The 24,373-nt window shown below is 71.8% G+C and carries 22 protein-coding genes; 12 read left to right on the plus strand and 10 right to left on the minus strand.

All coding sequences use genetic code 11. The features are described 5' to 3' along the window. Position 1: 1 nt before the first annotated feature. From ABTX81_RS36385 to sdhC, 4 genes are read right to left on the minus strand one after another with little or no spacing between them, the layout of a single operon-like run. The gene (locus ABTX81_RS36385) at positions 2-775 is read right to left on the minus strand and encodes a succinate dehydrogenase iron-sulfur subunit (protein ID WP_350554621.1); all 774 of its coding nucleotides are present in this window, start codon (positions 773-775) and stop codon (positions 2-4) included. Further along, the gene (gene sdhA, locus ABTX81_RS36390) at positions 775-2,517 is read right to left on the minus strand and encodes a succinate dehydrogenase flavoprotein subunit (RefSeq protein WP_350554623.1); all 1,743 of its coding nucleotides are present in this window, start codon (positions 2,515-2,517) and stop codon (positions 775-777) included. Before sdhA ends, ABTX81_RS36385 begins: the two co-directional genes overlap by 1 nt. 54 nt (positions 2,518-2,571) lie before the next feature. Continuing rightward, positions 2,572-3,063, minus strand: a complete 492-nt coding sequence (locus ABTX81_RS36395; RefSeq protein ID WP_030300556.1) for a succinate dehydrogenase hydrophobic membrane anchor subunit — start codon at positions 3,061-3,063, stop codon at positions 2,572-2,574. Between the two features lie 8 nt (positions 3,064-3,071). Then, positions 3,072-3,452 (minus strand): succinate dehydrogenase, cytochrome b556 subunit, encoded by a 381-nt coding sequence (gene sdhC / locus ABTX81_RS36400; RefSeq protein WP_093861779.1) that lies wholly within the window; start codon positions 3,450-3,452, stop codon positions 3,072-3,074. Positions 3,453-3,716: 264 nt separating this feature from the next. On the opposite strand from sdhC, the gene ABTX81_RS36405 reads away from it, so the two are divergent. Next, positions 3,717-4,505, plus strand: a complete 789-nt coding sequence (locus ABTX81_RS36405; RefSeq protein WP_350554626.1) for a hypothetical protein — start codon at positions 3,717-3,719, stop codon at positions 4,503-4,505. Positions 4,506-4,518: 13 nt separating this feature from the next. Here the strand turns inward: ABTX81_RS36405 and ABTX81_RS36410 are convergent, their stop codons facing one another. From ABTX81_RS36410 to ABTX81_RS36420, 3 genes are all read right to left on the minus strand, one after another. Next, the gene (locus ABTX81_RS36410) at positions 4,519-5,004 is read right to left on the minus strand and encodes a 2-oxo-4-hydroxy-4-carboxy-5-ureidoimidazoline decarboxylase (protein WP_350554628.1); all 486 of its coding nucleotides are present in this window, start codon (positions 5,002-5,004) and stop codon (positions 4,519-4,521) included. A gap of 318 nt (positions 5,005-5,322) precedes the next feature. Next, complete coding sequence (locus ABTX81_RS36415; protein ID WP_350554630.1) at positions 5,323-6,990, minus strand: alpha/beta hydrolase; 1,668 nt, start codon at positions 6,988-6,990, stop codon at positions 5,323-5,325. A gap of 78 nt (positions 6,991-7,068) precedes the next feature. After that, complete coding sequence (locus ABTX81_RS36420) at positions 7,069-7,812, minus strand: SDR family oxidoreductase (RefSeq protein WP_350554632.1); 744 nt, start codon at positions 7,810-7,812, stop codon at positions 7,069-7,071. A 106-nt stretch (positions 7,813-7,918) separates the two neighbouring features. On the opposite strand from ABTX81_RS36420, the gene ABTX81_RS36425 reads away from it, so the two are divergent. The 8 genes from ABTX81_RS36425 (at position 7,919) to ABTX81_RS36460 (ending at position 18,473) form a co-directional block, all read left to right on the plus strand. Continuing rightward, positions 7,919-9,547 carry an acyl-CoA mutase large subunit family protein gene (locus ABTX81_RS36425; RefSeq protein WP_350554634.1) on the plus strand — a complete coding sequence of 543 codons (1,629 nt, stop codon included), beginning with the start codon at positions 7,919-7,921 and terminating at the stop codon, positions 9,545-9,547. Between the two features lie 232 nt (positions 9,548-9,779). Beyond that, positions 9,780-11,033, plus strand: coding sequence for an amidohydrolase (locus ABTX81_RS36430; protein ID WP_350554636.1), 1,254 nt, complete (start codon positions 9,780-9,782; stop codon positions 11,031-11,033). A 271-nt stretch (positions 11,034-11,304) separates the two neighbouring features. Continuing rightward, the gene (locus ABTX81_RS36435) at positions 11,305-12,366 is read left to right on the plus strand and encodes a BMP family lipoprotein (protein WP_350554637.1); all 1,062 of its coding nucleotides are present in this window, start codon (positions 11,305-11,307) and stop codon (positions 12,364-12,366) included. Between the two features lie 349 nt (positions 12,367-12,715). Next, entirely contained in the window at positions 12,716-14,242 is a 1,527-nt protein-coding gene (locus ABTX81_RS36440) for an ABC transporter ATP-binding protein (protein ID WP_502892935.1), read from the plus strand. A gap of 5 nt (positions 14,243-14,247) precedes the next feature. Further along, a complete protein-coding gene (locus ABTX81_RS36445; RefSeq protein ID WP_350554639.1) occupies positions 14,248-15,429 on the plus strand; it encodes an ABC transporter permease in 1,182 nt (393 codons plus the stop codon). Further along, entirely contained in the window at positions 15,426-16,694 is a 1,269-nt protein-coding gene (locus ABTX81_RS36450; protein WP_350554641.1) for an ABC transporter permease, read from the plus strand. Before ABTX81_RS36445 ends, ABTX81_RS36450 begins: the two co-directional genes overlap by 4 nt. Beyond that, entirely contained in the window at positions 16,691-17,089 is a 399-nt protein-coding gene (locus tag ABTX81_RS36455) for a cytidine deaminase (RefSeq protein WP_350554643.1), read from the plus strand. The genes ABTX81_RS36450 and ABTX81_RS36455 overlap by 4 nt, the downstream gene beginning before the upstream one ends. A gap of 106 nt (positions 17,090-17,195) precedes the next feature. Continuing rightward, positions 17,196-18,473 carry a thymidine phosphorylase gene (locus tag ABTX81_RS36460; protein ID WP_350554645.1) on the plus strand — a complete coding sequence of 426 codons (1,278 nt, stop codon included), beginning with the start codon at positions 17,196-17,198 and terminating at the stop codon, positions 18,471-18,473. 26 nt (positions 18,474-18,499) lie between these two features. Here the strand turns inward: ABTX81_RS36460 and ABTX81_RS36465 are convergent, their stop codons facing one another. The 3 genes from ABTX81_RS36465 to ABTX81_RS36475 form a co-directional block, all read right to left on the minus strand. Next, the gene (locus ABTX81_RS36465) at positions 18,500-19,054 is read right to left on the minus strand and encodes a Uma2 family endonuclease (protein ID WP_350554647.1); all 555 of its coding nucleotides are present in this window, start codon (positions 19,052-19,054) and stop codon (positions 18,500-18,502) included. A 39-nt stretch (positions 19,055-19,093) separates the two neighbouring features. Continuing rightward, the gene (locus tag ABTX81_RS36470) at positions 19,094-19,774 is read right to left on the minus strand and encodes an alpha/beta fold hydrolase (RefSeq protein ID WP_350554649.1); all 681 of its coding nucleotides are present in this window, start codon (positions 19,772-19,774) and stop codon (positions 19,094-19,096) included. A gap of 287 nt (positions 19,775-20,061) precedes the next feature. Continuing rightward, the gene (locus ABTX81_RS36475) at positions 20,062-21,387 is read right to left on the minus strand and encodes an MFS transporter (RefSeq protein WP_350554651.1); all 1,326 of its coding nucleotides are present in this window, start codon (positions 21,385-21,387) and stop codon (positions 20,062-20,064) included. Between the two features lie 106 nt (positions 21,388-21,493). Between ABTX81_RS36475 and ABTX81_RS36480 the strand changes: the two genes are divergently transcribed. From ABTX81_RS36480 to ABTX81_RS36490, 3 genes are all read left to right on the plus strand, one after another. Next, entirely contained in the window at positions 21,494-22,447 is a 954-nt protein-coding gene (locus ABTX81_RS36480) for a LysR family transcriptional regulator (protein WP_350554653.1), read from the plus strand. A 157-nt stretch (positions 22,448-22,604) separates the two neighbouring features. Then, positions 22,605-23,753, plus strand: a complete 1,149-nt coding sequence (locus tag ABTX81_RS36485; RefSeq protein WP_350554655.1) for an adenosine deaminase — start codon at positions 22,605-22,607, stop codon at positions 23,751-23,753. Positions 23,754-23,958: 205 nt separating this feature from the next. Next, the gene (locus tag ABTX81_RS36490; RefSeq protein WP_350554657.1) at positions 23,959-24,318 is read left to right on the plus strand and encodes an ATP-binding protein; all 360 of its coding nucleotides are present in this window, start codon (positions 23,959-23,961) and stop codon (positions 24,316-24,318) included. Positions 24,319-24,373: the final 55 nt, after the last annotated feature.

Below are 24,373 nucleotides of genomic sequence, written 5' to 3' on the forward strand. Positions count from 1 at the left end.
ATCAGAAGCGGCGGGTGACCAGCGCCCGCTTCACTTCCTGGATCGCCTTGGTGACCTCGATGCCACGCGGGCAGGCCTCCGAGCAGTTGAAGGTGGTCCGGCAGCGCCAGACGCCCTCACGGTCGTTCAGGATCTCCAGCCGCTGCTCCGCACCCTCGTCGCGCGAGTCGAAGATGAAGCGGTGCGCGTTGACGATCGCGGCCGGGCCGAAGTACTGGCCGTCGTTCCAGAACACCGGGCAGGACGACGTGCACGCGGCGCACAGGATGCACTTGGTGGTGTCGTCGAACCGCTCGCGGTCCTCGGCGGACTGCAGGCGCTCGCGGGTCGGCTCGTTCCCCTTGGTGATGAGGAACGGCATGACGTCCTTGTACGCCTGGAAGAACGGGTCCATGTCCACGACCAGGTCCTTGAGGACCGTCAGGCCCTTGATGGCCTCGATCGTGATCGGCTTCTCCGGGTTGACGTCCTTGATCAGGGTCTTGCACGCCAGCCGGTTGCGGCCGTTGATCCGCATGGCGTCGGAGCCGCAGATGCCGTGCGCGCAGGAACGGCGGTAGGTGAGGGTGCCGTCCTGCTCCCACTTGATCGTGTTGAGCGCGTCCAGGACGCGCTCCTTCGGGTCCATCTCCAGCTGGTAGTCGACCCACACCGGCTCCGGGTGCTCCTCCGGGTTGAACCGGCGGATCCGGAAGGTGACGGTGATCAGCTTGGTGCCACCGGCCTCGACCGCGTCCAGAGCGGCCGAGTGCTTCTCCACGGTCGGAGTGCTCATCAGTACTTACGCTCCATCGGCTGGTAGCGGGTCTGCACGACCGGCTTGTAGTCAAGGCGGATGGAGGTGCTGCCGTCCTCGGCGACCTCCTGGTACGCCATGGTGTGCTGCATGAACTTCACGTCGTCACGGGTCGGGAAGTCCTCGCGGTAGTGACCGCCGCGCGACTCCTCGCGGGCCAGCGCGGAGACCGCCAGGACCTCGGCCAGGTCGAGCAGGTTGCCCAGCTCGATGGCCTCCAGCAGGTCCGTGTTGTAACGGAAGCCCTTGTCCTGGATGGAGACGTTCTTGTAGCGCTCCTTCAGCGCGGCGACGTCCTCGACGGCCTGCTTCAGGGTGGCGCCGGTGCGGTACACCATCGCGTTGGTGTCCATGCTCTCCTGCAGCTCCTTGCGGATCTGCGCCACGGACTCGGTGCCGGTGGCCTCGCGCAGGCCGTCGACCATGTTCTGGACCAGCTGCTCGGGGTTCTCCGGCAGCGGCACGAACTCGTTCGCCTCGGCGAACCCGGCGGCGGCGATGCCGGCGCGGCGGCCGAACACGTTGATGTCCAGCAGCGAGTTGGTGCCCAGGCGGTTGGCGCCGTGCACGGACACGCAGGCGACCTCGCCGGCCGCGTACAGGCCCGGGACGACGTCGGTGTTGTTGCGCAGCACCTCACCCTCGACGTTGGTCGGGATGCCGCCCATGGCGTAGTGCGCGGTGGGCTGGATCGGGATCGGGTCCGTGTAGGGCTCGATGCCGAGGTAGGTGCGGGCGAACTCGGTGATGTCCGGGAGCTTGGCGTCCAGCTGCTCCGGCGGCAGGTGGGTCAGGTCCAGGTAGACGTGGTCGCCGTCCGGACCGCAGCCGCGGCCCTCGCGGATCTCGGTGTAGATCGCGCGGGAGCAGACGTCACGGGACGCGAGGTCCTTCATGACGGGGGCGTAGCGCTCCATGAAGCGCTCGCCGTCCTTGTTGCGCAGGATGCCGCCCTCGCCGCGGGCGCCCTCGGTGAGCAGGATGCCCATGCGCCAGATGCCCGTCGGGTGGAACTGGAAGAACTCCATGTCCTCCAGCGGCAGGCCGCGGCGGTAGGCCACCGCCTGGCCGTCACCGGTGAGGGTGTGGGCGTTCGAGGAGACCTTGAACATCTTGCCGGTGCCGCCGGAGGCGAACACGACGGCCTTGGCCTGGAAGACGTGGATCTCGCCGGTGGCCAGCTCGTAGGCGACGACGCCGGCCGTGCGGCCCTCGTTGATCAGCAGGTCGAGGACGTAGAACTCGTTGAAGAACTCGACGCCGTGCTTGACGCAGTTCTGGAACAGCGTCTGCAGGATCATGTGGCCGGTGCGGTCGGCCGCGTAGCAGGAACGGCGGACCGGGGCCTCGCCGTGGTTGCGGGAGTGACCGCCGAAGCGGCGCTGGTCGATCCGGCCCGCCTCGGTGCGGGAGAAGGGCAGGCCCATCTTCTCCAGGTCGAGGACGGCGTCGATGGCCTCCTTGCACATGATCTCGGCGGCGTCCTGGTCGACCAGGTAGTCACCACCCTTGACCGTGTCGAAGGTGTGCCACTCCCAGTTGTCCTCCTCGACGTTGGCGAGGGCGGCGCACATGCCGCCCTGGGCCGCGCCGGTGTGGGACCGGGTGGGGTAGAGCTTGGTCAGGACGGCGGTGCGGCTGCGCTGCGTCGACTCGATGGCGGCGCGCATGCCGGCACCGCCGGCGCCGACGATGACGGTGTCGTACTGGTGAATCTGCATGGGGGTTCTAACTCGCCTCTGGCCTCTGCCGATGTCCGATTGGATGCTGTCGGCTCAGATGTTGGGGTCGAAGGTGAAGATCACCAGGGTGCCGAGCAGCACGGTGAAGACCGTGGCGGTACCCATGAGGCCCTTCAGCCAGAGCCGGGTGGAGTCCTTCTCGGCGTAGTCGTTGATCACCTGGCGCATGCCGTTGGCGCCGTGCAGCATGGCCAGCCAGAGCATGGTGAGGTCCCAGACCTGCCAGAACGGCGAGGCCCAGCGGCCGGCCACGAAGGCGAAGCCGATCTTGGAGACGCCGCCGTCGAGCACCAGCATGATCAGCAGGTGGCCGAGGATCAGCACCACCAGGACGATGCCGGACAGGCGCATGAACAGCCACGCCAGCATCTCGAAGTTGGTGCGGGTGCGGCGGGGGGTCTTCTTGGTCCGCTGGCGGGCCGGCTCGATCACGAAGGCGTCGGCCGGGTTTCCGGTGCCGAGGCCCTTGCCGGTGTGCGCCTGCGCGGAGGGGACCACCACAGCGTCGGAGATTTCCGTGGACATGTCTCAGATCACTTCCCGAACCAGGAGGTCAGCGTGTGCTGCAGGATCGGGTAGAAGGCGCCGGCCATGAGGACGACCCAGACTCCGACCACGGACCAGAGCATCTGCTTCTGGTACTTCGGGCCCTTCGACCAGAAGTCGACGGCGACGACGCGCAGGCCGTTGAGGGCGTGGAACAGGATGGCGGCCACCAGGCCGTACTCCATCAGGTTCACGAGCGGCGTCTTGTACGTCTGGATGACGGTGTCGTACGCCTCGGGCGACACCCGCACCAGGGCGGTGTCCAGGACATGGGCGAACAGGAAGAAGAAGATGAGGACGCCGGTGACTCGATGAGCCACCCAGCTCCACATGCCTTCCCGGCCGCGGTACAGCGTTCCAGCCGGCACGGAAAAACCCTCCGGAAGCGATTGGGGGCTCGGCCGGCTTCGGTGTCGGTCAGCCCGGCCGGGTACGGTCCACCGGCCGCGAGCATCCTATCGACGCGTTGTCGGGAACCGCCTCCGGGGGCCCGAGGTGTGATCAAACAGGCACTTCTGGCCTAGCTGGGCGGGAACCGGAGAGTGATTTGCGACGGAGAGTGACGATTCCGTTGCGTGAAGTCGCGCTACCGTGGGCGACCCCGTCCGCGCCGACACCCCGCCGAGGCCCCCGTGCCGCATCCCGCTCCGCGCCCGCCCCGCCCCCTGCTGCTGTCCGCCGTCCTGCTGCTCGCCGCGGGCTGCGCCGCCCCGGCGGGCGGCTCGGCCGACCGGGCGCCCTCCGGCGCCCCGCCCCGCGAGCTGTCCGCCGCCGAGCTGAGGGCCGCCGCGGTGACCGACGCCGACCTCGGCCCCGGCTTCACCGTGACGGTGATCGTCCCCGGTCACGGCGAGAGCGGCCCGAGCGGCGGTCGGGAGGCCGCCGACAAGCCGGCCTGCCAGCCGCTGCTGGACGCGGTGGCCCCGGCGTCGGCCGCCGGCCGGTCGGGCGTGTCGGCCTCCGCCGGGCCGGTCCCGGCGGTGCCGTACGCGGAGACCGGTCTGAGCGTGGCGCCGGCCGCCGACCCGGCGGGCAGCCTCTACGGCGGGCTGCTCGGCTACCGGGGCGACCGGGCAGCCCGGCTGCTGACCGAGCTGGAGGGGCTGTTCGGCCCGTGCGCGGAGTTCACCTCGACGGCGCCGCCGCCCCCGGCGGAAAAGGGCCGGGGCGCGACCCGCACCACGCACCGGCTGAGCCGCGACGACACGCCCACGCCCGGGGGAGCCGACGCGGCGACGGGTTTCACCCTGACGAATGAATCGGGTTCGGTGGTGCTCGCCCAGCGCGCCGTCCTGACGCGGGTCGGTCCGGCGCTGGTGGTGTTCAGCACGGTGGGCGTCGGCGCCGAGCCGGCCCCTGCGCCGGACGAGCGGGTCGTCCGGCGGCAGGTGGCCAAGCTGAGCGCGGCCCAGCGGGGCTGAGCGCCCCGCGGGGTCAGCGGGCCCCGGCCCCCGAATGGGTGGCGACCAGGTGCTCCAGCCGGGTGAGGGCGATCCGGCGCAGCTCGTCGGCGGCGACCAGACGCTCCTCGTCGGGATCGTTGGCGAGACGGGTGCGGATGGAGCCGAGGACGGTGTCGAGCATCTCCTCGGGGTCGATGCCCTCCAGGCAGACCACGAAGACGTGGCCGAACCGGGCCTCGTACGCCGCGTGGGCCGCCCGCAACGCGGTGTGCGCCGCCTGGCTGCCGGGCGCGCGCATGCCGAGGAGCGGCTGCGGCATCCAGCTCTCGTCCGCCAGCGCCTCGGCCAGGTCGGCCGGACGCAGGTCGTACGAGGCCTCGCTGGCGGCGGCGCGCAGGGACTCTATGTCGGGGTAGGGCCGGTGCGCGGTGAGCCGCAGGGCCCACCGGTGGCTGCCGCAGCAGGCCAGCAGGGCCTCCTCCGCGGCTCCGGCGTCGGCCTCGTTGAATCGGTGCAACCCGAGGAGGGTCGGCTCGTCCCGGGGATCGAGCCTCGGTGACGGGATGTCGCTGGCCAGCGGGTCCTCCTCGTGAGGGCGGGAAGGTGCCGGTGAAGGGGGCGAGTGGAGTGTGGGGTGAAGCGGCGGTGAAGCCGGCTGAAGGATGAGGCTGCGGAATGGCGTCCAATGCCCGTCCGGCTGTGGCTCAAAGGTAGTTGAGCGCTCATCAGTTGGGGAGGGCGCGCGCGGATTTCATCCGAACGAGCTATCAAGTTGTGACGTTGACACCTCGGCGTCAGCGCCCTCCCCGTCTTCGCGACTACGGCGCGCGACGCGTCACTCGCACTTCGTCCCGGCGGCCGGCAGCGTGCCCTCGGTGAGGTAGGCGGCGTAGGCGGCGTCGATGCAGCCGTTGCCCTGGCCGAAAGCGCCGTGGCCCTCGCCCACCCGGGTCAGCAGCGTCGCGTTGGCGAAGCCCTTGGCCAGCGACTCGGCGGCGGCGTACGGGGTGGCCGGGTCGCCGGTGGTGCCGACGACCAGGATCGGCGCGGCGCCCTCGGCCCGGACGGTGTGCGGCTTCTCGGGGGTCTTGAAGGGCCAGTTGACGCAGGAGCCCTCGCTGAAGTCCTCGACGGTGACGCCCTTGGCGAGCAGCGGGGCCTCGGTCTGGAGCTTCTGCACGGCCTGCTGGGCCTGCTCCGGGGTGGGGGCCGGGGAGGCGCCGTCGGCGCAGCGGATCGCGACCAGGGCCTCCGACTCGGGGGAGTAGTGGCCCTTCTCGTCCCGGCCGTTGTACATGTCGGCGAAGCCGAGCAGGCCGTCGCCCTGGTTGGCCTTCATCGCCAGCATCAGCGACATCCGCAGGTACTGCCACATGGTCTTCTCGTCGCCGTACAGCAGGGCGGTGACGCCGGTCCAGCCCAGGTCGCTGCCGACCTTGCGGCCGTCCTTGGTGGGCAGCGGCTTGTCGCGCAGCCCGTCGAGGAAGTCGGCGGCCTTCTTGGCGGCCTTCTCCTTGCTCTTGCCGAGCGGGCACTCGTCGGGGTGGTTCTCGACGCAGTCGACGGCGAAGCGCTCGAAGGACTTCTCGAAGCCGATGATCTGGCTGAGGCTGGTGTCCAGTCCCTGCGCGGCGGGGTCGACGGCGGCGTCGAGGATCAGCCGGCCGACGTTCTTCGGGAACTCCTCGGCGTAGAGCGCGCCGAGGTAGGTGCCGTAGGAGATGCCGAGGTAGTTGAGCTTCTGGTCGCCGACGGCGGCGCGCAGCACGTCCAGGTCGCGGGCGGTGTTGCGGGTGCCGACGAAGGGCAGCAGCTTGCCGGACTTGGCCTGGCAGGCGGCGATGAAGTCGGCGGCGTGCTTCTCCGACAGGGCCTTCGCCTCGGCCTGGTCGAGCGGGCCGTCCTCGGCGTTGAGCGCGTCACGCTGCTTGTCGTCCAGGCAGGCGACCGGGGAGCTCTCGCCGGTCCCGCGCGGGTCGAAGCCGACCACGTCGAAGCGGTTGTGCAGGGTGCCCTCGAACTGCGTCTCGCCGTACTTGACGGTCTCCACGCCGGAGGCGCCGGGGCCGCCGGGGTTGATGATCAGCGAGCCGAGCTTCTGGTCCTGCTTGGCGGCGGGGTTCTTGATCAGCGCGAGGTCGATCGCCTCGCCCGACGGGTTGGTGTAGTCGAGCGGGACACGCAGCTTGCCGCACTTCATCAGCGAGATGTCGATCTTCTGCTCGGCGGCCTTGGCGTCCGGCGGGCAGGCGGCCCAGGTGATCTGCTGGCCGTAGAACGGCTTGAGCGCCGGGTCGTCGGCGCCGGTGGGCTTGACCGTCGGGGTGGGCGTGGGCGTCGCGGTCGGGGTGGCGGCGGTCTCGGCGACGGCGCTCGACGGTGCGGAAGCGGCCTGGTCCTGGGCCGGCTTCTTGTCTCCTCCGCAGGCGGTCGCGAGGAGCAGGCTGCCGGCCGCGAAAGCGGCCAGCAGAAGGCGCGGGCGGGTGGCCCGGTGAGTGTTCATCGCACGTATGTACCACTCGGGGGTGACAGTTCGGATACTGACCCCCTGTCGGGGCACCGCCCGCGCCCTGCCGGTACCTCAGAGCTCCCGGTGCACCTTGTGGTTGGCGGCCTGTGCGCGCGGGCGGACCACCAGCAGGTCGATGTTGACGTGCGACGGCCGGGTGACCGCCCAGGCGACGGTGTCGGCGATGTCCTCGGACGTCAGCGGTTCGGCGACGCCCGCGTACACGGCGGCGGCCTTCTCCTCGTCGCCGCGGAACCGGGTCACCGCGAAGCCCTCGGACTTCACCATGCCCGGGGCGATCTCGATCACCCGGATCGGCTCCCCGCACAGCTCCAGCCGGAGCGTCGCGGCGATGGTGTGCGCCGCGTGCTTGGCCGCCACGTAGCCGCCGCCACCCTCGTACGCGGCCAGCGCGGCGGTCGAGGACATCACCAGGACGGTGCCGTCGCCGCTCGCCCGCAGGGCCGGCAGCAGCGCCTGGGTCATGTGCAGCACGCCCAGCACGTTGACCTGGTACATGGCCAGCCAGTCGGCCGGGTCGCCGGTCTCGACGCTCTCCGCGCCGATCGCCCCGCCGGCGTTGTTCACCAGCACGTCCACCCGGCCGAGCTGCGCGGCGAAGGCGTCCACCGCGGCCCGGTCGGTGACGTCCAGGGAGTACGCGCGGCCGCCGGTCTCCTTCGCCAGCGCCTCGATCCGCTCGGTCCGGCGGGCGGTCAGCACCACGTCGAAGCCCTCGGCCGCGAGCCGGCGGGCGGTCGCCGCGCCGATCCCGCTGCTCGCACCGGTGACGACGGCCACCTTCTGCTCGGTCATTGCCACTCCTGAGATATGCCGGTCGGTTCAGCCGATCATCTCAAGGCCTTCGGCGCTACATTGCGAAAAGGAGTGGACCCGACCGCCGACCCCCGCGGAGGACCCCATGACCGCCGAACCGTCCGAGGTGCCGCCCGGCGAACCGCGCCGCACCGAGTCCGGCCTCCCGTTCGCGCCGGTGTACGGCCCCGAGGCCCTGGCCGGCTGGGACCCGGACGAGCGGCTGGGCCGCCCGGGGGAGTACCCGTTCACCCGGGGGATCCACCCGACCATGTACACCGGCCGGCCGTGGACCATGCGCCAGTACGCCGGCTTCGGCACCGCCGCCGAGTCCAACGCCCGCTACCGGCGGCTGATCGCCGGCGGCTCCACCGGCCTCTCGGTCGCCTTCGACCTGCCCACCCAGATGGGCTACGACTCGGACGCCCCGCTCGCCGCCGGCGAGGTCGGCAAGGTCGGGGTGGCGATCGACAGCGTGGAGGACATGGCCGAGCTGTTCGCCGGCATCCCGCTCGGCGAGGTCTCCACCTCGATGACCATCAACGCCCCGGCCGCCGTGCTGCTGCTGCTCTACCAGCTGGTCGGCGAGGCCCAGGGCGTCCCGCCGGCCCGGCTCACCGGCACGGTGCAGAACGACGTGCTGAAGGAGTACATCGCCCGCGGCACCTACATCTTCCCGCCGCAGCCCTCGCTGCGGCTGGTCGCCGACCTCTTCCGGTACTGCCGGGCCGAGGTCCCGCGCTGGAACACCATCTCGATCTCCGGCTACCACATGGCCGAGGCCGGGGCCACGCCCGCGCAGGAGATCGCCTTCACCCTGGCCGACGGCATCGCGTACGTGCGCGCCGCGCTGGCCGCCGGGCTGGCGGTGGACGACTTCGCGCCCCGGCTCTCCTTCTTCTTCGTGGCCCGCAGCACCCTGCTGGAGGAGGTCGCCAAGTTCCGCGCCGCCCGCCGGATCTGGGCCCGGGTGATGCGCGAGGAGTTCGGCGCCCGGGACCCGCGCTCGCTGCGGCTGCGCTTCCACACCCAGACCGCGGGCGTCCAGCTCACCGCCCAGCAGCCCGAGGTGAACCTGGTCCGGGTCGCGGTGCAGGCGCTCGCGGCGGTGCTCGGCGGCACCCAGTCGCTGCACACCAACTCCTTCGACGAGGCGCTGGCGCTGCCCACCGAGAAGGCCGCCCGGCTCGCCCTGCGCACCCAGCAGGTGCTCGCCCACGAGACCGATGTGACCGCCACCGTCGACCCGTTCGCCGGCTCGTACGCGGTGGAGGCGCTGACCGACGAGGTGGAGGCCGCCGTGCTCGGCCTGATGGCGCGGGTCGAGGACCTGGGCGGGGCGGTGGCCGCGATCGAGGCCGGCTACCAGAAGGCGGAGATCGAGCGCAGCGCCTACCGGATCCAGCGGGAGACCGAGGCGGGCGCGCGCACCGTGGTCGGGGTCAACCGGTTCCGGCTGGAGCCGGGGGAGTTGGCCGTGGAGGAGCCGTACCGGCCGCTGCGGGTGGACCCGGCGATCGAGGCCCGGCAGGCCGGCCGGCTGGCCCGGCTGCGGGCGGCGCGGGACGGCGCCGCGGTGCGACGGGCGCTGGACGCGCTGCGCCGGGCCGCCGAGGGGCCGGAGAACGTGCTGTACCCGATGCGCGGGGCGCTGGCCGCGCGGGCCACCGTCGGCGAGGTCTGCGACGCGCTGCGCGAGGTGTGGGGCCGCCATGTCCCGGTCGAACGCTTTTGAGCCAATGTGCCGGGCGTCCGGAACCCGTACGGAGCCGTCCGGGCGGGCGTCAACCGGCCGGTGGAGTCCGCCGTGACCTTGATCGTCGATGGTCGTTGCACAGGGCAGGCACCATGGGGAAGGCGGCTGAAACAAGATGTCATACCCACCAGCGCGGCCGGTATGCGCCCATCCGGGGACTTCTTTGCGGGAAGTCGGGCCAAATCCCCCCAACAGGCCTACCCTTGTTGAGATGAACCGTCGTGAGTCCGCCCAGTCGGCCGTCACCCTCACCGCTGCCCGCCCCGCCGCCGGTCTCCGCGACCGGGTACGGGAGCTGGAGCCCGAGCTGATCGCCTTCCGGCGGGACCTGCACCGGCACCCGGAGCTGGGCCGCCAGGAGTTCCGAACCACCGGCCTGCTGCGCGACCGCCTGGTCGCCGCCGGCCTCGCCCCCCGGATCCTCCCGGGCGGCACCGGAATGCTCGTCGACATCGTTCCCGAGTCCGCCCCGCCCGGCGCGGAGTTCCTCGCCTTCCGCGCCGACATCGACGCCCTGCCGATCGACGACGCCAAGACCGACGTCCCCTACCGTTCGAGCGTCCCCGGCCGGGCCCACGCCTGCGGCCACGACGTGCACACCTCGGTGGTGCTCGGCACCGCGCTGGTGCTCGCCGAGTCGGCCCGCTCGGGCGAGCTGCGGCGCCCGGTCCGGATGGTCTTCCAGCCCGCCGAGGAGGTCATGCCCGGCGGCGCGCTGGACGTGATCGCGGCCGGCGGGATGGAGGGCGTCGGCCGGATCTTCGCCGTGCACTGCGACCCCAAGGTGGAGGTGGGCCGGGTCGGCCTGCGGGTCGGGGCGATCACCTCGGCCTGCGACCGCCTGGTGCTCCACCTGGACGGCCCCGGCGGCCACACCGCGCGTCCGCACCTGACCACCGACCTGGTCACCGCGGTCGCCCGCACCGCCGCCGAGCTGCCGGGCGCGCTGGCCCGCCGGATGGACCCCCGCTGGGGCGTCTCGCTGGTCTGGGGCCGGATCGCCGCCGGCTCCGCGCCGAACGTCATCCCGCAGCACGCGGAGCTGGAGGGCACCGTCCGCTGCCTGGAGCTGGCCGGCTGGCGGGAGGCGCCGGACCTGCTGCACGAGCTGATCGCCCGGCTCGCCGAGACCTACCGCGCGAAGTGGACGCTCGACTACCACCGGGGCGTGCCGCCGGTGGTCAACGAGGCGGTCTCGGTGGGGCTGCTGGAGGCCGGCATGACCGCGCGCTTCGGCCGGGACGGCGCCGAGGTGGTCGAGGACACCGAGCAGTCGCTCGGCGGGGAGGACTTCTCCTGGTACCTGGAGCACGCCCCCGGCGCGCTGGCCCGGCTCGGCGTGCGGGCCCCCGGTGACACCACCGTCCGCGACCTGCACCAGGGCCGCTTCGACGTGGACGAGCGCGCGATCGCGATCGGCGTGGAGCTGTTCACCGCGCTGGCGCTGGAGCCCGGCACGCTCTGACCCCGTCACCGTGCGCGGCGATCGGAACCGGACACCCGTCAAAGGTGTCCGGTTTCGCCGTGAATACACCGTTTATTCAGGGTTCCGTACACTGGGCTGCGCCAGTTCCCAGCACCGTCCGCGTACGGGAAAGGGGCGTCGGAGCGGCCGCGAGACCACGGTTTGATAACAACCCGAATGCTCCGGCGGCCCGTAACACAACCGTGTTCTACGCGCGTTACGGTGGCGTCCGACCACGCTAAACGGGTGCGTGTGAGAAGGAGAAACTCCCTTGCGCCGTTCTACTAAGCTCGCCGCGGTTGTGCTCTCGGGTTCCCTGGGCATCGCCTCGCTCGCCGCTTGCGGCGCAAAGAGCAACGACACCACCGCCTCCTCCGGCTCGTCCGAGGGCGGCCTGAAGGTCGGCATGGCCTACGACATCGGCGGCCGTGGTGACCAGTCCTTCAACGACTCCGCGGCCCGCGGCCTGGACAAGGCCAAGAGCGAGCTGGGTGTCGCGGTCACCGAGGCCGACGCCAAGACCGGTGAGGCCGAGGCCGACAAGGAGACCCGCCTCAAGAACCTGGTCTCCGCGGGCTACAACCCGATCATCGCCGTCGGCTTCGTCTACCAGGCCGCCGTCGAGAAGGTCGCCAAGGAGAACCCGGGCACCAAGTTCGCGATCATCGACTCGGCCTCCGAGACCCAACCGGCCAACGTCACCTCGCTGACCTTCTCGGAGCAGGAGGGCTCGTACCTGGCCGGTGTGGCCGCCGCCCTCAAGTCCAAGAACAAGCACGTCGGCTTCATCGGCGGTGTGCAGTCCGAGCTGATCAAGAAGTTCGAGGCCGGTTACCGCGCGGGCGTCAAGTCCGTCGACCCGAACATCCCGGTCGAGGTCACCTACCTGTCGACCCCGCCGGACTTCTCCGGCTTCGCCGCCCCCGACAAGGGCAAGGAAGCCGCGCAGGGCCAGCTCGACAAGAAGGCCGACGTCATCTACACCGCCGCCGGCTCCTCCGGCAACGGTGCCATCGAGGCCGTCGCCAACGCCGGCGCCCTGGCCATCGGCGTCGACTCCGACCAGGCCGCCCAGCCCGCCCTGGCGAAGTACAAGAACAGCATCATGACCTCGATGGTGAAGAACGTCGACAAGGCCGTCTTCGCCTACATCGAGTCCGCCAAGAAGGGCGAGGTCTTCACCGGTGTGAAGAACTTCGACCTCAAGGCCGACGGTGTCTCGCTCGCCACCACCGGCGGCAAGATCGACGACATCAAGGGCAAGCTCGACGAGGCCGCCAACGCCATCAAGAACGGCCAGACCACCGTCCCGACCGACCCGTCGAAGCTGTAAGGCTCCAGGGTTCGACCGGACGTCGCTGCCGCTGCCGCCTGCCCGGCAGCGCCATGATGGACGCAACATAGGGAGGGGCCCGGAAGGGTGCGCTCAGTGCGTACCCCCGGGCCCCGTCCCGTCCCCCCATCCTTTTCCGCTTTTGGCCCTCCAGCGCAACGACGCGCCTCCAGACCACCAGGAGACCGCCATCACCGCATCCGACCCCGCCCCGACCACGGGCGGTAACCCCAGCGCGGGGACGGCGACACCGGCCGTCGAACTGCGCGGCATCACCAAGCGCTTCCCCGGCGTCGTGGCCAACCACGACATCAACCTCACCGTCCGCACCGGCACCGTGCACGCCCTCATGGGCGAGAACGGCGCCGGCAAGTCGACGCTGATGAAGATCCTCTACGGCATGCAGAAGCCGGACGAGGGCACCATCGCGATCAACGGCGAGCAGTGCGAGTTCAACACCCCGGGTGACGCCATCGCGCGCGGCATCGGCATGGTGCACCAGCACTTCATGCTCGCCGACAACCTGACCGTCCTGGAGAACGTCGTCCTCGGCGGCGAGCACCTGTACGGCATCGGGGCCAAGGCCAAGCAGAAGATCAAGGAGATCTCCGACCAGTACGGCCTGGGCGTGCGCCCGGACGCCCTGGTCGAGGACCTCGGGGTGGCGGACCGCCAGCGCGTCGAGATCCTCAAGGTGCTCTACCGCGGGGCCAAGATCCTCATCCTCGACGAGCCCACCGCCGTGCTCGTCCCGCAGGAGGTCGACGCCCTGTTCGACAACCTGCGCGAGCTGAAGTCCGAGGGCGTCACCGTCATCTTCATCTCGCACAAGCTGCACGAGGTGCTCTCGGTGGCCGACGCGATCAGCGTCATCCGCCGCGGCACCACCGTCGGCGACGCCGACCCCGAGCGCGTCACCGCCCGCCAGCTCGCCGAGCTGATGGTCGGCGCCGAACTGCCCTCCCCGGAGAGCCGCGAGTCGACCGTCACCGCCGACGAGATGCTGCGCGTCGACGGCCTGCGGATCGCCAAGACCGACGCCGAGGGCATCGAGCGCGTCGTCCTGGACGACATCTCGCTGCGCATCCACAAGGGCGAGGTCCTCGGCATCGCCGGTGTCGAGGGCAACGGCCAGGCCGAACTGGTCGAGGCCATCATGGGCATGCTCCCGCTGGACGCCGGCAGCGTCAGCCTGGACGGCAAGAACCTCTCCGGCAGCCTCACCCGGGCCCGCCGCGAGGCCGGCATCGGCTACATCCCCGAGGACCGCCACCGGCACGGCCTGCTGCTGGAGGCCCCGCTCTGGGAGAACCGGATCCTCGGCCACGTCACCGAGCGCCCCAACTCCAAGGGCGTGCTGCTCGACCCGGCCGCCGCCCGCAAGGACACCCAGCGGATCGTCGAGGAGTACGACGTCCGCACCCCCGGCATCGAGGTCACCGCGGCCTCCCTCTCCGGCGGCAACCAGCAGAAGCTGATCATCGGCCGCGAGATGAGCCACGAGCCCAAGCTGCTGATCGCCGCCCACCCCACCCGCGGTGTGGACGTCGGCGCCCAGGCGCAGATCTGGGAGCACATCCGGGTCGCCCAGCGGGCCGGCCTCGCCGTGCTGCTGATCTCCGCCGACCTGGACGAGCTGATCGGCCTCTCCGACACCATCAAGGTGATCTACCGCGGCCGGCTGGTCGCCGACGCCGACCCGGAGACCGTGACCGCCGAGGACCTCGGCACCGCGATGACCGGCGCCGCCAGCGGCCACATCGAGTCCGAGCCGGAGGCCCTCGCGCAGGCGCAGGCCCTCGCGGCCGAGGGCACCGAGGCCGCGCCGTCCGACACCCCCACCGACACCGCCGACGACCAGCAGGCGGGGGAGTAGCCCACATGACCAGTCCCAAGCCCGCTCCCGCCGAGGCCCCCGCCAAGAGCGGCCTGGCGCAGCGGTTCAGCGGCGAGAAGATCGTGCTCGCCCTCGCGGCGCCGGTGCTCGCCGTCGTGCTGTCCGTCGTCATCTGCTCGCTGCTGCTGGCGACCTCCGGCAAGAACCCGTTCGACGCCTGGAACGTGATGATCACGTACGGCACCAAGTCGGACGGCCAGGTGGCCATCATCAACCGGTCCACCACGTACTACCTCGCCGCCGCGGCCGCCGCCTTCGGCTTCCGCATGAACCTCTTCAACATCGGTGTCGAGGGCCAGTACAAGCTCGCCGCGCTGTTCGCCGCCTTCGTCGGCAGCCAGGTCGACCTCCCGGCGATCATCCAGATCCCGCTGCTGCTGGTGACCGCGATGCTGGTCGGCGGCATGTGGGCGGCGGTCGCCGGCCTGCTGAAGGTCTACCGCGGCGTCAGCGAGGTCATCTCGACCATCATGCTGAACTCGATCGCCACCGCGGTGGTCGGCCTGCTGCTCGTCCCCGGCATCTTCGCGCCGGAGAAGGGCACCACCAGCAACGCGATCCAGACCACCCCGATCTCGGAGTCCAGCCGCTTCTTCTCGATCGACACCGACGGCGGCCCGCTCTGGGGCTTCGTCGTCATCGCGATCCTGGTCGGCGTGGCGTTCCAGTTCACCCTGAACCGCACCCGCTTCGGCTTCGACCTGCGCGCCACCGGCCGCTCGGAGACCGCGGCCACCGCGTCCGGCGTCAACGTCAAGCGCATGGTCGTCACCTCGATGGTGGTCTCCGGTGCGCTGGCCGGTCTGATCGGCCTGCCCGAGCTGATGCAGAACTCGTTCTACTTCGGCCAGAGCTTCCAGGCCGGCCTCGGCTTCCTGGGCATCTCGGTCGCCCTGCTCGGCCGCAACAGCCCGATCGGCATGGTCTTCGCGGCCCTGCTCTTCGCCTTCCTCGACGCCACCGGCTCCCAGCTGCCGCTGCCGCAGAACGGTGAGTTCCCGTTCGAGATCGTCGACGTCATGAAGGGCACCATCGTCATCTGCGTCGTCGTCGCCTACGAGCTGGTCCGCCGCTACGGCCTGAAGCGCCAGCAGCAGAAGGTCGGCGCCGAGCTCGCCGCCCAGGCTGCCGCCGCGGCCGCCCAGAAGAAGGAGGTGTCGGCATGAGCACGGCTACCGCTGTTCGCGCCAAGACGCCCGGCGGCGCGCCCGCCAAGAAGCGCAAGCTGTCCTGGCCGGTGGTGCTGCTGCTGATCGCGGGCGCCCTCGTCCTCTTCTCCGCCGTCGGCATGATCACCGACAACCACTCGCTGACCTCCTCCGGCCAGATCACCGCGGCGCTCGGCGCGGCGGTCCCGATCGGCATGGCCGGTCTCGGCGGTCTCTGGTCCGAGCGGGCCGGCGTCGTCAACATCGGCCTCGAAGGCATGATGGTCGCCGGCACCTTCGCCGGCGCCTGGGGCGGCTACCTGTACAACCCGTGGGTCGGCCTGCTGGCCGGCATGCTCGGCGGCGCGCTGGGCGGTCTGCTGCACGCGGTCATCACGGTGACCTTCGGCGTCGACCACATCGTCTCCGGCGTCGGCATCAACCTGCTGATCCCCGGCATCTGCGCGTACGTCAACCGGATCTACTACAAGGACTACATCGCCTTCGGCGCCGGGGCGAACCAGTCCCCGCCGGCCGATCCGCTGCCGTACATCACCGTCCCCGGGCTGTCCTCGTGGCTGAAGGACATCGAGTCCCACCACTGGTTCCTGGTCTCCGACGTCGCCGGCGTGCTGGGCGGCCTGGTCACCAACCTCTCGGTGGTCGTCGTCCTGGCCGGCGCGCTGATCGTGGTCAGCTACTTCGTCCTCTGGCGGACCGTCTTCGGCCTGCGGCTGCGCTCCTGCGGTGAGAACCCGACCGCCGCCGAGTCGCTGGGCGTCAACGTCTACAAGTACAAGTACCTGGCGGTCATCGCCTCGGGCGCCTTCGCGGGCCTCGGCGGCGCGTACCTCTCGCTGGTCGCCGCGCACTTCTACAAGGACGGCCAGACCCTGGGCCGCGGCTTCATCGGCCTCGCCGCGATGATCTTCGGCAACTGGATGCCGGGCGGCCTCGCCGTCGGCGCCGGCCTGTTCGGCTTCACCGACAGCCTCCAGCTGCGCGACCCGGAGTCGGTGCACGTGCTGATCCTGGTGGTCGCCATCGCGATGGTGCTGCTGGCGGCCTGGCACCTGTACCGCCGCAAGCTCACCTCGGCGCTGATCTCCGCGGTGGTCTCCGGCGGCCTGTTCGTCTGGTACTTCACCACCGACGAGGTGCAGCGTCCGCTGATCGTCGCCACGCCGTACGTGATCACCCTGGTGGTGCTCTCGCTGGCCTCGCAGCGGCTGCGGCCGCCGAAGGCCGACGGCCAGATCTACCGCAAGGGGCAGGGCAAGTGACGCCGGGCGCCGAGACGGTGGACTGGGTCGCGCTGCGGACGGCGGCGCGCGAGGCGATGAGCCACGCGTACGCGCCGTACAGCAAGTTCCCGGTCGGGGCCGCCGCGCTGGTGGACGACGGCCGGGTGGTCACCGGCTGCAACGTGGAGAACGCCTCGTACGGGCTCGCGCTTTGCGCCGAGTGCGGTCTGGTCTCCGCGCTGCACGCGAGCGGCGGCGGCCGGCTGACCGCGTTCACCTGCGTGGACGGGACCGGGGCGCTGCTGATGCCGTGCGGCCGCTGCCGCCAGCTGCTGTACGAGCACGGCGGGCCCGACCTGCTGATCGAGCTGCCGTCCGGGGTGCGTCCGATGAGTGACGTCCTGCCCGACGCGTTCGGGCCGGAGCGGCTCTAGTACTGGCGTTTGTTACGCGCGTAGAGTGTCGCGAGCGGGGCCTTCGCCGGCCCGCTCGCGACACTCTTCGCTTTTCTGAACCACTTCTGGAAGCAATGGAGCAACCATGGACGCCATCTCCGTCATCAGGACCAAGCGCGACCGCGGAGAGCTGAGCGACGCTCAGATCGACTGGGTCATCGACGCCTACACCCGCGGCGAGGTCGCCGACGAGCAGATGTCCGCCCTGGCCATGGCCATCCTGCTGAACGGCATGAACCCGCACGAGATCAGCCGCTGGACGGACGCGATGATCCGCTCCGGCGTCCGGATGGACTTCTCCTCGCTGGCGCAGCCCACCAGCGACAAGCACTCCACCGGCGGCGTCGGCGACAAGATCACCCTGCCGCTCGCCCCGCTGGTCGCCGCCTGCGGCGCCGCGGTCCCGCAGCTGTCCGGCCGCGGCCTCGGCCACACCGGCGGCACCCTCGACAAGCTGGAGTCCATCCCCGGCTGGCGCGCCCTGCTCTCCAACGAGGAGATGCTGCAGGTCCTGCGGGACACCGGCGCGGTCATCTGCGCGGCCGGCGACGGCCTCGCCCCGGCCGACAAGAAGCTGTACGCGCTGCGCGACGTCACCGGCACCGTCGAGGCGATCCCGCTGATCGCCTCCTCGATCATGTCCAAGAAGATCGCCGAGGGCACCGGCGCGCTCGTCCTCGACGTGAAGGTCGGCTCCGGCGCCTTCATGAAGAACATCGACGACGCCCGCGAGCTGGCCCGCACCATGGTCGGCCTCGGCACCTCGGCCGGCGTCAACACCGTCGCCCTGCTCACCGACATGTCCACCCCGCTCGGCCTCACCGCCGGCAACGCGCTGGAGGTCCGCGAGTCGGTCGAGGTGCTGGCCGGCGGCGGCCCGGCCGACGTCGTCGAGCTCACCCTGGCGCTGGCCCGCGAGATGCTCGCCGCCGCGGGCGTGCACGGCAAGGACCCGGCCGACGCGCTGCGCGACGGCTCCGCGATGGACCACTGGCGCCGCATGATCGCCGCCCAGGGCGGCGACGTCGACGCCCCGCTGCCGGTCGCCCGCGAGCGGCACGTCATCCCGGCCCCGGCCTCCGGCGTGCTCACCCGGCTGGACGCCTACGCGGTGGGCGTCTGCGCCTGGCGCCTCGGCGCCGGCCGCGCCCGCAAGGAGGACCCGGTGCAGGCCGGCGCCGGCGTCGAGATGCACGCCAAGCCCGGCGACACCGTGGTGGCCGGCCAGCCCCTGCTGACCCTGCACACCGACACCCCCGAGCGCTTCGAGTACGCGATCGAGGCCCTCACCGGCGGCATCGAGGTCGCCCCCGCCGGCACCCCGTTCACCCCCACCCCGATCGTCCTCGACCGCATCGCCTGACAGCCGCTCCTGCGTACGTACGCTGCTCAGGCGTACGTACGCAGGACGCCGGTGTCGAGATTCCACGGGCCGACGGTGACGGTGTCGCCGAAGGCGAACTCCTTGCGCGAGGTGTAGCCGGGCTCGTCGTGGACGATGCCGGTGCCCTTGCGGGGATCGACCAGCAGGTAGAGCGGGATGCCCATGCCCGCGTAGTCGCGGACCTTGTTGTGGTAGTCGTTCTCCGGATTGGATTTCGAGACGATCTCCACGACGAGCAGTACTTCGTGGGGGAGGAGCGCCGGCTGCTCGTCGTCGAGGGCTGCGAGGGGGAACACCATCAGGTCCGGGTTCCGCAGTCTGCCCATGCCCGCGTCCTCCAGGTCCGCGCCTCCGTGGGCGATGTAGCCGGGATGCGTCTGCGGGAGCTGGGCGTTCAGCTGCTGGGCGATGCGGACGACGGCGAGCTCGTGGCGCTTCACCGGGGACATCATCATGACGATCTCGCCGTCGGCGATCTCGATCTTCCCTATCCCCGGCACCTGCGGAAGCTGATCGGCGATCTCGCGCAACCGGGCGTACACAGCAGGATCGGTGCTCATGTTTCGGAGTGTATCGACGGTCGCGGACAGGTGAGCCGGTCAGCCGGTGGCGGTGAGGGTGAGCTTCAGGAACTCCTCGGGGGCCTCGCGGACGAGGTCGTGGCCGGTGCGGAGGGTGTGGACGGTCCAGGCGGGGTCGGTGCGCAGGCGGGCGACGGTGCCGAGGAACGGGGAGTCCTCGAACTCCGCGGCGTGCAGGTAGACCCGGGGGACCTCCAGGGCGTCGGCGGCGCCGGTGAGGGCGGCGGGCTGGAGCAGGCCGGCCAGCGGGTGGACGGTGGCGCGCGGGTCGAGGAAGGGGCTCAGGCCGAGCAGGGTGTGCCCTCCGCCCGCCGCGGCGCCCGCGAGGTAGCGGCGCCGCCACACGTCGTTGGCGATCGCGTACGCCGACTCGCCGTCGCGCGGCACGAAGGCGTCCGCGTACACCAGCCCGGCGATCCGCGCCGGCGCCCGGTCGGCGACTGCGGAGGCCACCATGCCGCCGTAGCTGTGCGAGACCAGCACGGCGTCGGTGATCCGCTCCGCCTCCAGCAGCCCGAGCACGTCCCGCGCGTGGACGTCCAGGTTCACCCCGCCCGCCGCCCCGACGTGCCCGCGCTCGCTCACCCCGGTCAGCGTCACCGGGTACACCACGTGCCCGGCGGCCCGCAGCCCCTCGGTGACCGGCCGGTACCACCAGCCGCCGTGCAGTGCGCCGGGGATGAGGACGAAGGCGGCCATGGTGTGTTCCTCCGTTCGCCGTACCGGTGGGACAGCACGAAAGCTACGGCGGATACCTGACAGCGAGCGTCAGGTATCCGCCGCGGCGGGAACGGGAACGGCAGGCCTCAGGGGCGGCCGGGGAGCGCGCACTCGACCACGTGCCCTGCCTCCCCCCGGCCGGGGGCTTGGTCGACCTCGGCCTCCTTGCCCTGCCAGGCCGGACTCCAGAACCGACCCTGCTCCTGTGCCGGTGCGTTCGGTGGGCGGCGGTGACGGCGGTGCCTCCGGTCTTTCGCGGGGCGGAGCTACCGGGCGGAGAGTCCGCCCGCCAGGGACTCGCCCCGGCGGGTGGTGTGGGCCTGGTGGGTGGCGTAGAGGGTGACGGCGGCGGCGAGGGTCATGGCGGTGAGGCCGATGGTGGCGGCGCCGGGCCAGCCGGTGGCGTGGTAGGCGTCGGCGCCGATGGTGCCGCCGAGGCTGTTGCCCAGGTAGTAGGCGATCAGGTAGAGCGCGGAGGCCTGGGCGCGGCCCTCGGTGGCGGTGCGGCCGACGGCGGCGGAGGCGGTGGCATGGCCGGCGAAGAAGCCGGCGGTGATCAGCACCAGGCCGAGCAGGGCGAAGACCAGGGAGTCGGCGAGGGAGAGCAGCAGACCGAGGGCGGTGGTGCCGATGGCGACGTACAGCGCGCCGCGGCGGCCGAGCCGGGCGGCCAGCCGGCCCGCGGCGGCGGAGGTGCCGGTGCCGACCAGGTAGACCACGAAGATCGAGGCGGCGATCGACTCCGGCAGGTGGAACGGCGCGGCGATCAGCCGGTAGCCGACGGTGTTGTAGACCGCGCCGAACACGGCCATGAAGAGCAGCCCCAGCGCGTACAGCCGCAGCAGCAGCGGGTTGCGCAGGTGCCGGCCGACGGTGCGGGCGAGGGCGCGGGCGTCCACCGGGGCCGGGGTGAAGTGCCGGGCGGCGGGGATCAGCAGCCGGAAAGCGAGGGTGGCGAGCAGGGCGAGGGCGGCGGAGGCGGCGAGCCCCCAGCGCCAGCCGAGGCCGGCCGCGACCCAGCCGGAGAGCAGCCGCCCGCCCATGCCGCCGATGCTGTTGCCCGCCACGTACAGGCCCATCGCGGAGGCCAGCGCGGAGGGGTGGACCTCCTCGGCGAGGTAGGCCATCGCGGTGGCGGGCAGTCCGGCGAGCGCGGCGCCCTGGAGCACCCGGAGCACGACGAGCGTGGTGAGGTCCGGTGCGAACGGCAGGGCGAGCGCGAAGGCGGAGGCGGCGAGGGTGGAGGCCGTCATCACGGCGGTGCGGCCGTACCGGTCGGAGAGCGCGCTGGCGGGAAGCAGGGCGAGGGCGAGGCCGAGGGTGGCGGCGGAGGCCGTCCAGCTGGCCTGGCCGGGGGTGAGGCCGAGGTCGTCGGAGAGGACCGGCAGCAGGCCCTGGGTGGAGTAGAGGAGGACGAAGGTCGCGATGCCCGCCGCGAACAGGGCGAGGTTGGCGCGGCGGAAGGAGCGCTGGCCGGGGCGGTGGCGGTCGTCGGCGCGGGGCATCGGCGCCGGCGTCGGGGTCGGCATCGGGGTCGGCTGGGCGAGGGCGTCCGGCACGGTCGCGGACGCCCCGGTACTGGAGGGCTGCATGACGTCGACGTTAGAACCGGCCGGGCTGATGCGTCCAATGCATCAACCACCGATAATCCATGCACAGGCGTATGAGCACAGCGTGTGGCGACGACGGGAGATCACGATGGCCACTGGTGCGGAGCCGGTCCGGCTCGCGGAGCTGGGACCGGAGCTGCCGGCGGTGCAACTCGCGCCGCTGCTGGCCCAGTTCGCGGCGGTCGCCCGGCTGGAGCACGTCACGCAGGCGGCGGCGCTGCTGGCGATGCCGCAGCCGACGCTGTCCCGGGCGGTGGCCCGGCTGGAGGCGGAGCTGGGCGTCGACCTGCTGGCCCGTCAGGGCCGGACGGTCCGGCTGACCCGGGCCGGCCGGCTGCTGCTGGCCTCGGTGGAGCGGGCGCTGGCCGAGGTCGAGCGCGGCGCCGAGGCGGCGCGGGCGGAGGCCGATCCGGAGACCGGCCGGGTGGCGTTCGGCTTCCTGCACACCATGGGGACGGACGCGGTGCCCGCGCTGCTGCGGGACTTCCGGGCGGCGTACCCGCTGGTGCGGTTCCAGCTGGTGCAGGACTACGTGGGCGCGATGCTGGACCGGCTGCGCGCGGGGGAGCTGGACCTGTGCCTGGTCGCACCGGTCCCGGACGACGATCCGGCGCTGGCCGCCCGCCGGCTGGACGAGCAGCGGCTGCACCTGGTGGTTCCGGCGGACCACCGGCTGGCCGGGCGCCGCCGGATCCGGCTGGCGGAGGTGGCCGAGGACCCGTTCGTCGGGCTGGAGCCCGGCTACGGGATGCGGGCGATCACGGACGGCTTCTGCGCGGAGGCCGGGTTCGTGCCGCGGATCGCGTTCGAGGGGGAGGAGACGGAGACGCTGCGCGGGCTGGTGGCGGCCGGGCTCGGGGTGGCGCTGCTGCCGCCGGCGCTGGTGCCGCGGCCGGGGGTGGTGGAGCTGGAGGTGACGGCGCCGCGCACCCGGCGGGCGATCGGGCTGGCGTGGGCGGCGGGGCGTCCGCTGACCCCTCCGGCGGCGGCTTTCCGGGACTTCGTGCTGTCGCGGCGGGGCCGGCTGCTGGCGCACGACTGAGTGCGGCGCATTCGCCCGGGTCACGGGGCGGCGCGCGCGGGGCCGACCGGCGGGTAGGTTGCCCGGCTCGTCCCTTTGGTGGAATTCCCGGTGGACATTGGATGATTCGCCCTCCGGACGGTGGCCTGTCTACGCGCGTAGGAGCTACACTCCCGCAATGGAGAAGCAGAATCCCGTCACCACCGCGGGCACCGGCCCCCGGATCCCCACCCCCGACCAGATCGCCCGCGCGCCCAAGGTGCTCCTGCACGACCACCTCGACGGCGGTCTGCGCCCCGAGACCGTGGTCGAGCTGGCCGCCGCCGTCGGCTACGAGGGCCTGCCGACCACCGACCCCAAGGAGCTCGGCGCGTGGTTCCGCGAGGCCGCCGACTCCGGCTCGCTGGTCCGCTACCTGGAGACCTTCGCCCACACCTGCGCCGTCATGCAGACCCGTGAGGCCCTGATCAAGGTCGCCGCCGACTGCGCCGAGGACCTCGCCGCCGACGGCGTGGTCTACGCCGAGGTCCGCTACGCCCCCGAGCAGCACCTGGAGCGCGGCCTGACCCTGGACGAGGTCGTCGAGGCCGTCCAGGAGGGCTTCCGGCTCGGCGAGGCCAACGCCCGCGCCGCCGGCAACCGCATCCGGATCGGCACCCTGATCACCGCGATGCGGCACGCCGCGCGCTCGTCGGAGATCGCCGAGCTGGCCAACCGCCACCGCGACGCCGGCGTCGTCGGCTTCGACATCGCGGGCGCCGAGGCGGGCTTCCCGCCCACCCGCCACCAGGCCGCCTTCGACTACCTCAAGGGCGAGAACAACCACTTCACCATCCACGCGGGCGAGGCCTTCGGCCTGCCGTCGATCTGGGAGGCCCTGCAGTGCTGCGGCGCCGACCGGCTCGGCCACGGCGTGCGGATCGTCGACGACATCACGGTCGAGGAGGACGGCACCGTCAAGCTGGGCCGGCTCGCCGCGTACGTGCGCGACAAGCGCGTCCCGCTGGAGATGTGCCCGACCTCCAACCTGCAGACCGGCGCGGCGACGTCGTACGCCGAGCACCCGATCGGGCTGCTCAGCCGGCTGAAGTTCCGGGTCACCGTGAACACCGACAACCGGCTGATGAGCGGCACCAGCATGAGCCGCGAGTTCGCGCACCTGGTCGAGGCCTTCGGCTACACGCTGGGGGACCTGGAGTGGTTCACCGTGAACGCGATGAAGTCGGCCTTCCTGCCGTTCGACGAGCGGCTCGCGATGATCAACGACGTGATCAAGCCGGGCTACGCCGAGCTCAAGGCCGAGTGGCTGTTCAGCGCCGGCGTCTGAGCGCCCCGCTGTGGTCGGATGAACGCCACTGTCCGCCAACGGAGTTGGCGTTCATCCGACTTCTCGCTCGGGCGGGTGAATCGCGTTGATCCCCGCCCGATCGCCTCACTACGGTGTGCGCGTCAATGCTGACAGGCCGTGGCGGCGGGTCCCGTCGCGCCGGCCGCGTGTGTCGGCCACCGGACGAGGACCCAAGGGGAACCACATGAAGCAGGCCACTCTCAAGGCCGCCGGCACCGCCGCGCTCGGCATCGCGATCGCCGCGGTCGGCGCCGGCGGCGCGTCCGCCGCCCCCGCGACCGCCACCGGTGGCCTCGGGCTCCCGACCAACCTGCTGACCAACCCGGCCGCCACCAGCGCCCTCACCGACGCCGCGGGCAAGCTGCCGGTCGCCGACAAGGTCAGCAGCACCCTCGGCAGCCTCGCCCCGACCGCGGGCCAGGCCACCGCCCCGGTCGCCGGCGCCACCGGCAACCGGGGCGCCCTGCCGACCGTGCCGGGCCTCGACAAGACCCCGCTCGGCTCGCTCACCCAGACCCTCCCGCTGCCGGGCCTCACCGGCTGACCCGTCCGCGCCGCCGCACGGCACGGCCGAAGGGGCCGCCCGCTCCCGTCGGGGA

Origin of the sequence: Kitasatospora sp. NPDC097605 (assembly GCF_040302725.1) — a bacterium.
In the GTDB taxonomy this organism is placed as follows: domain Bacteria; phylum Actinomycetota; class Actinomycetes; order Streptomycetales; family Streptomycetaceae; genus Kitasatospora.

What these genes read in the sequence shown, in the direction of transcription:
- ABTX81_RS36445 (WP_350554639.1), top strand. Translation starts at nt 14,248, where the DNA reads ATGACCAGTCCCAAGCCCGCTCCCGCCGAGGCCCCCGCCAAGAGCGGC.
- ABTX81_RS36415 (WP_350554630.1), bottom strand. Translation starts at nt 6,990, where the DNA reads ATGAACACTCACCGGGCCACCCGCCCGCGCCTTCTGCTGGCCGCTTTC.
- ABTX81_RS36485 (WP_350554655.1), top strand. Translation starts at nt 22,605, where the DNA reads ATGGAGAAGCAGAATCCCGTCACCACCGCGGGCACCGGCCCCCGGATC.
- ABTX81_RS36450 (WP_350554641.1), top strand. Translation starts at nt 15,426, where the DNA reads ATGAGCACGGCTACCGCTGTTCGCGCCAAGACGCCCGGCGGCGCGCCC.
- ABTX81_RS36440 (WP_502892935.1), top strand. Translation starts at nt 12,716, where the DNA reads ATGGGCGAGAACGGCGCCGGCAAGTCGACGCTGATGAAGATCCTCTAC.
- ABTX81_RS36475 (WP_350554651.1), bottom strand. Translation starts at nt 21,387, where the DNA reads ATGCAGCCCTCCAGTACCGGGGCGTCCGCGACCGTGCCGGACGCCCTC.
- ABTX81_RS36430 (WP_350554636.1), top strand. Translation starts at nt 9,780, where the DNA reads ATGAACCGTCGTGAGTCCGCCCAGTCGGCCGTCACCCTCACCGCTGCC.
- ABTX81_RS36470 (WP_350554649.1), bottom strand. Translation starts at nt 19,774, where the DNA reads ATGGCCGCCTTCGTCCTCATCCCCGGCGCACTGCACGGCGGCTGGTGG.
- ABTX81_RS36395 (WP_030300556.1), bottom strand. Translation starts at nt 3,063, where the DNA reads ATGTCCACGGAAATCTCCGACGCTGTGGTGGTCCCCTCCGCGCAGGCG.
- ABTX81_RS36385 (WP_350554621.1), bottom strand. Translation starts at nt 775, where the DNA reads ATGAGCACTCCGACCGTGGAGAAGCACTCGGCCGCTCTGGACGCGGTC.
- sdhA (WP_350554623.1), bottom strand. Translation starts at nt 2,517, where the DNA reads ATGCAGATTCACCAGTACGACACCGTCATCGTCGGCGCCGGCGGTGCC.
- ABTX81_RS36465 (WP_350554647.1), bottom strand. Translation starts at nt 19,054, where the DNA reads ATGAGCACCGATCCTGCTGTGTACGCCCGGTTGCGCGAGATCGCCGAT.
- ABTX81_RS36480 (WP_350554653.1), top strand. Translation starts at nt 21,494, where the DNA reads ATGGCCACTGGTGCGGAGCCGGTCCGGCTCGCGGAGCTGGGACCGGAG.
- ABTX81_RS36420 (WP_350554632.1), bottom strand. Translation starts at nt 7,812, where the DNA reads ATGACCGAGCAGAAGGTGGCCGTCGTCACCGGTGCGAGCAGCGGGATC.
- ABTX81_RS36460 (WP_350554645.1), top strand. Translation starts at nt 17,196, where the DNA reads ATGGACGCCATCTCCGTCATCAGGACCAAGCGCGACCGCGGAGAGCTG.
- ABTX81_RS36425 (WP_350554634.1), top strand. Translation starts at nt 7,919, where the DNA reads ATGACCGCCGAACCGTCCGAGGTGCCGCCCGGCGAACCGCGCCGCACC.
- ABTX81_RS36490 (WP_350554657.1), top strand. Translation starts at nt 23,959, where the DNA reads ATGAAGCAGGCCACTCTCAAGGCCGCCGGCACCGCCGCGCTCGGCATC.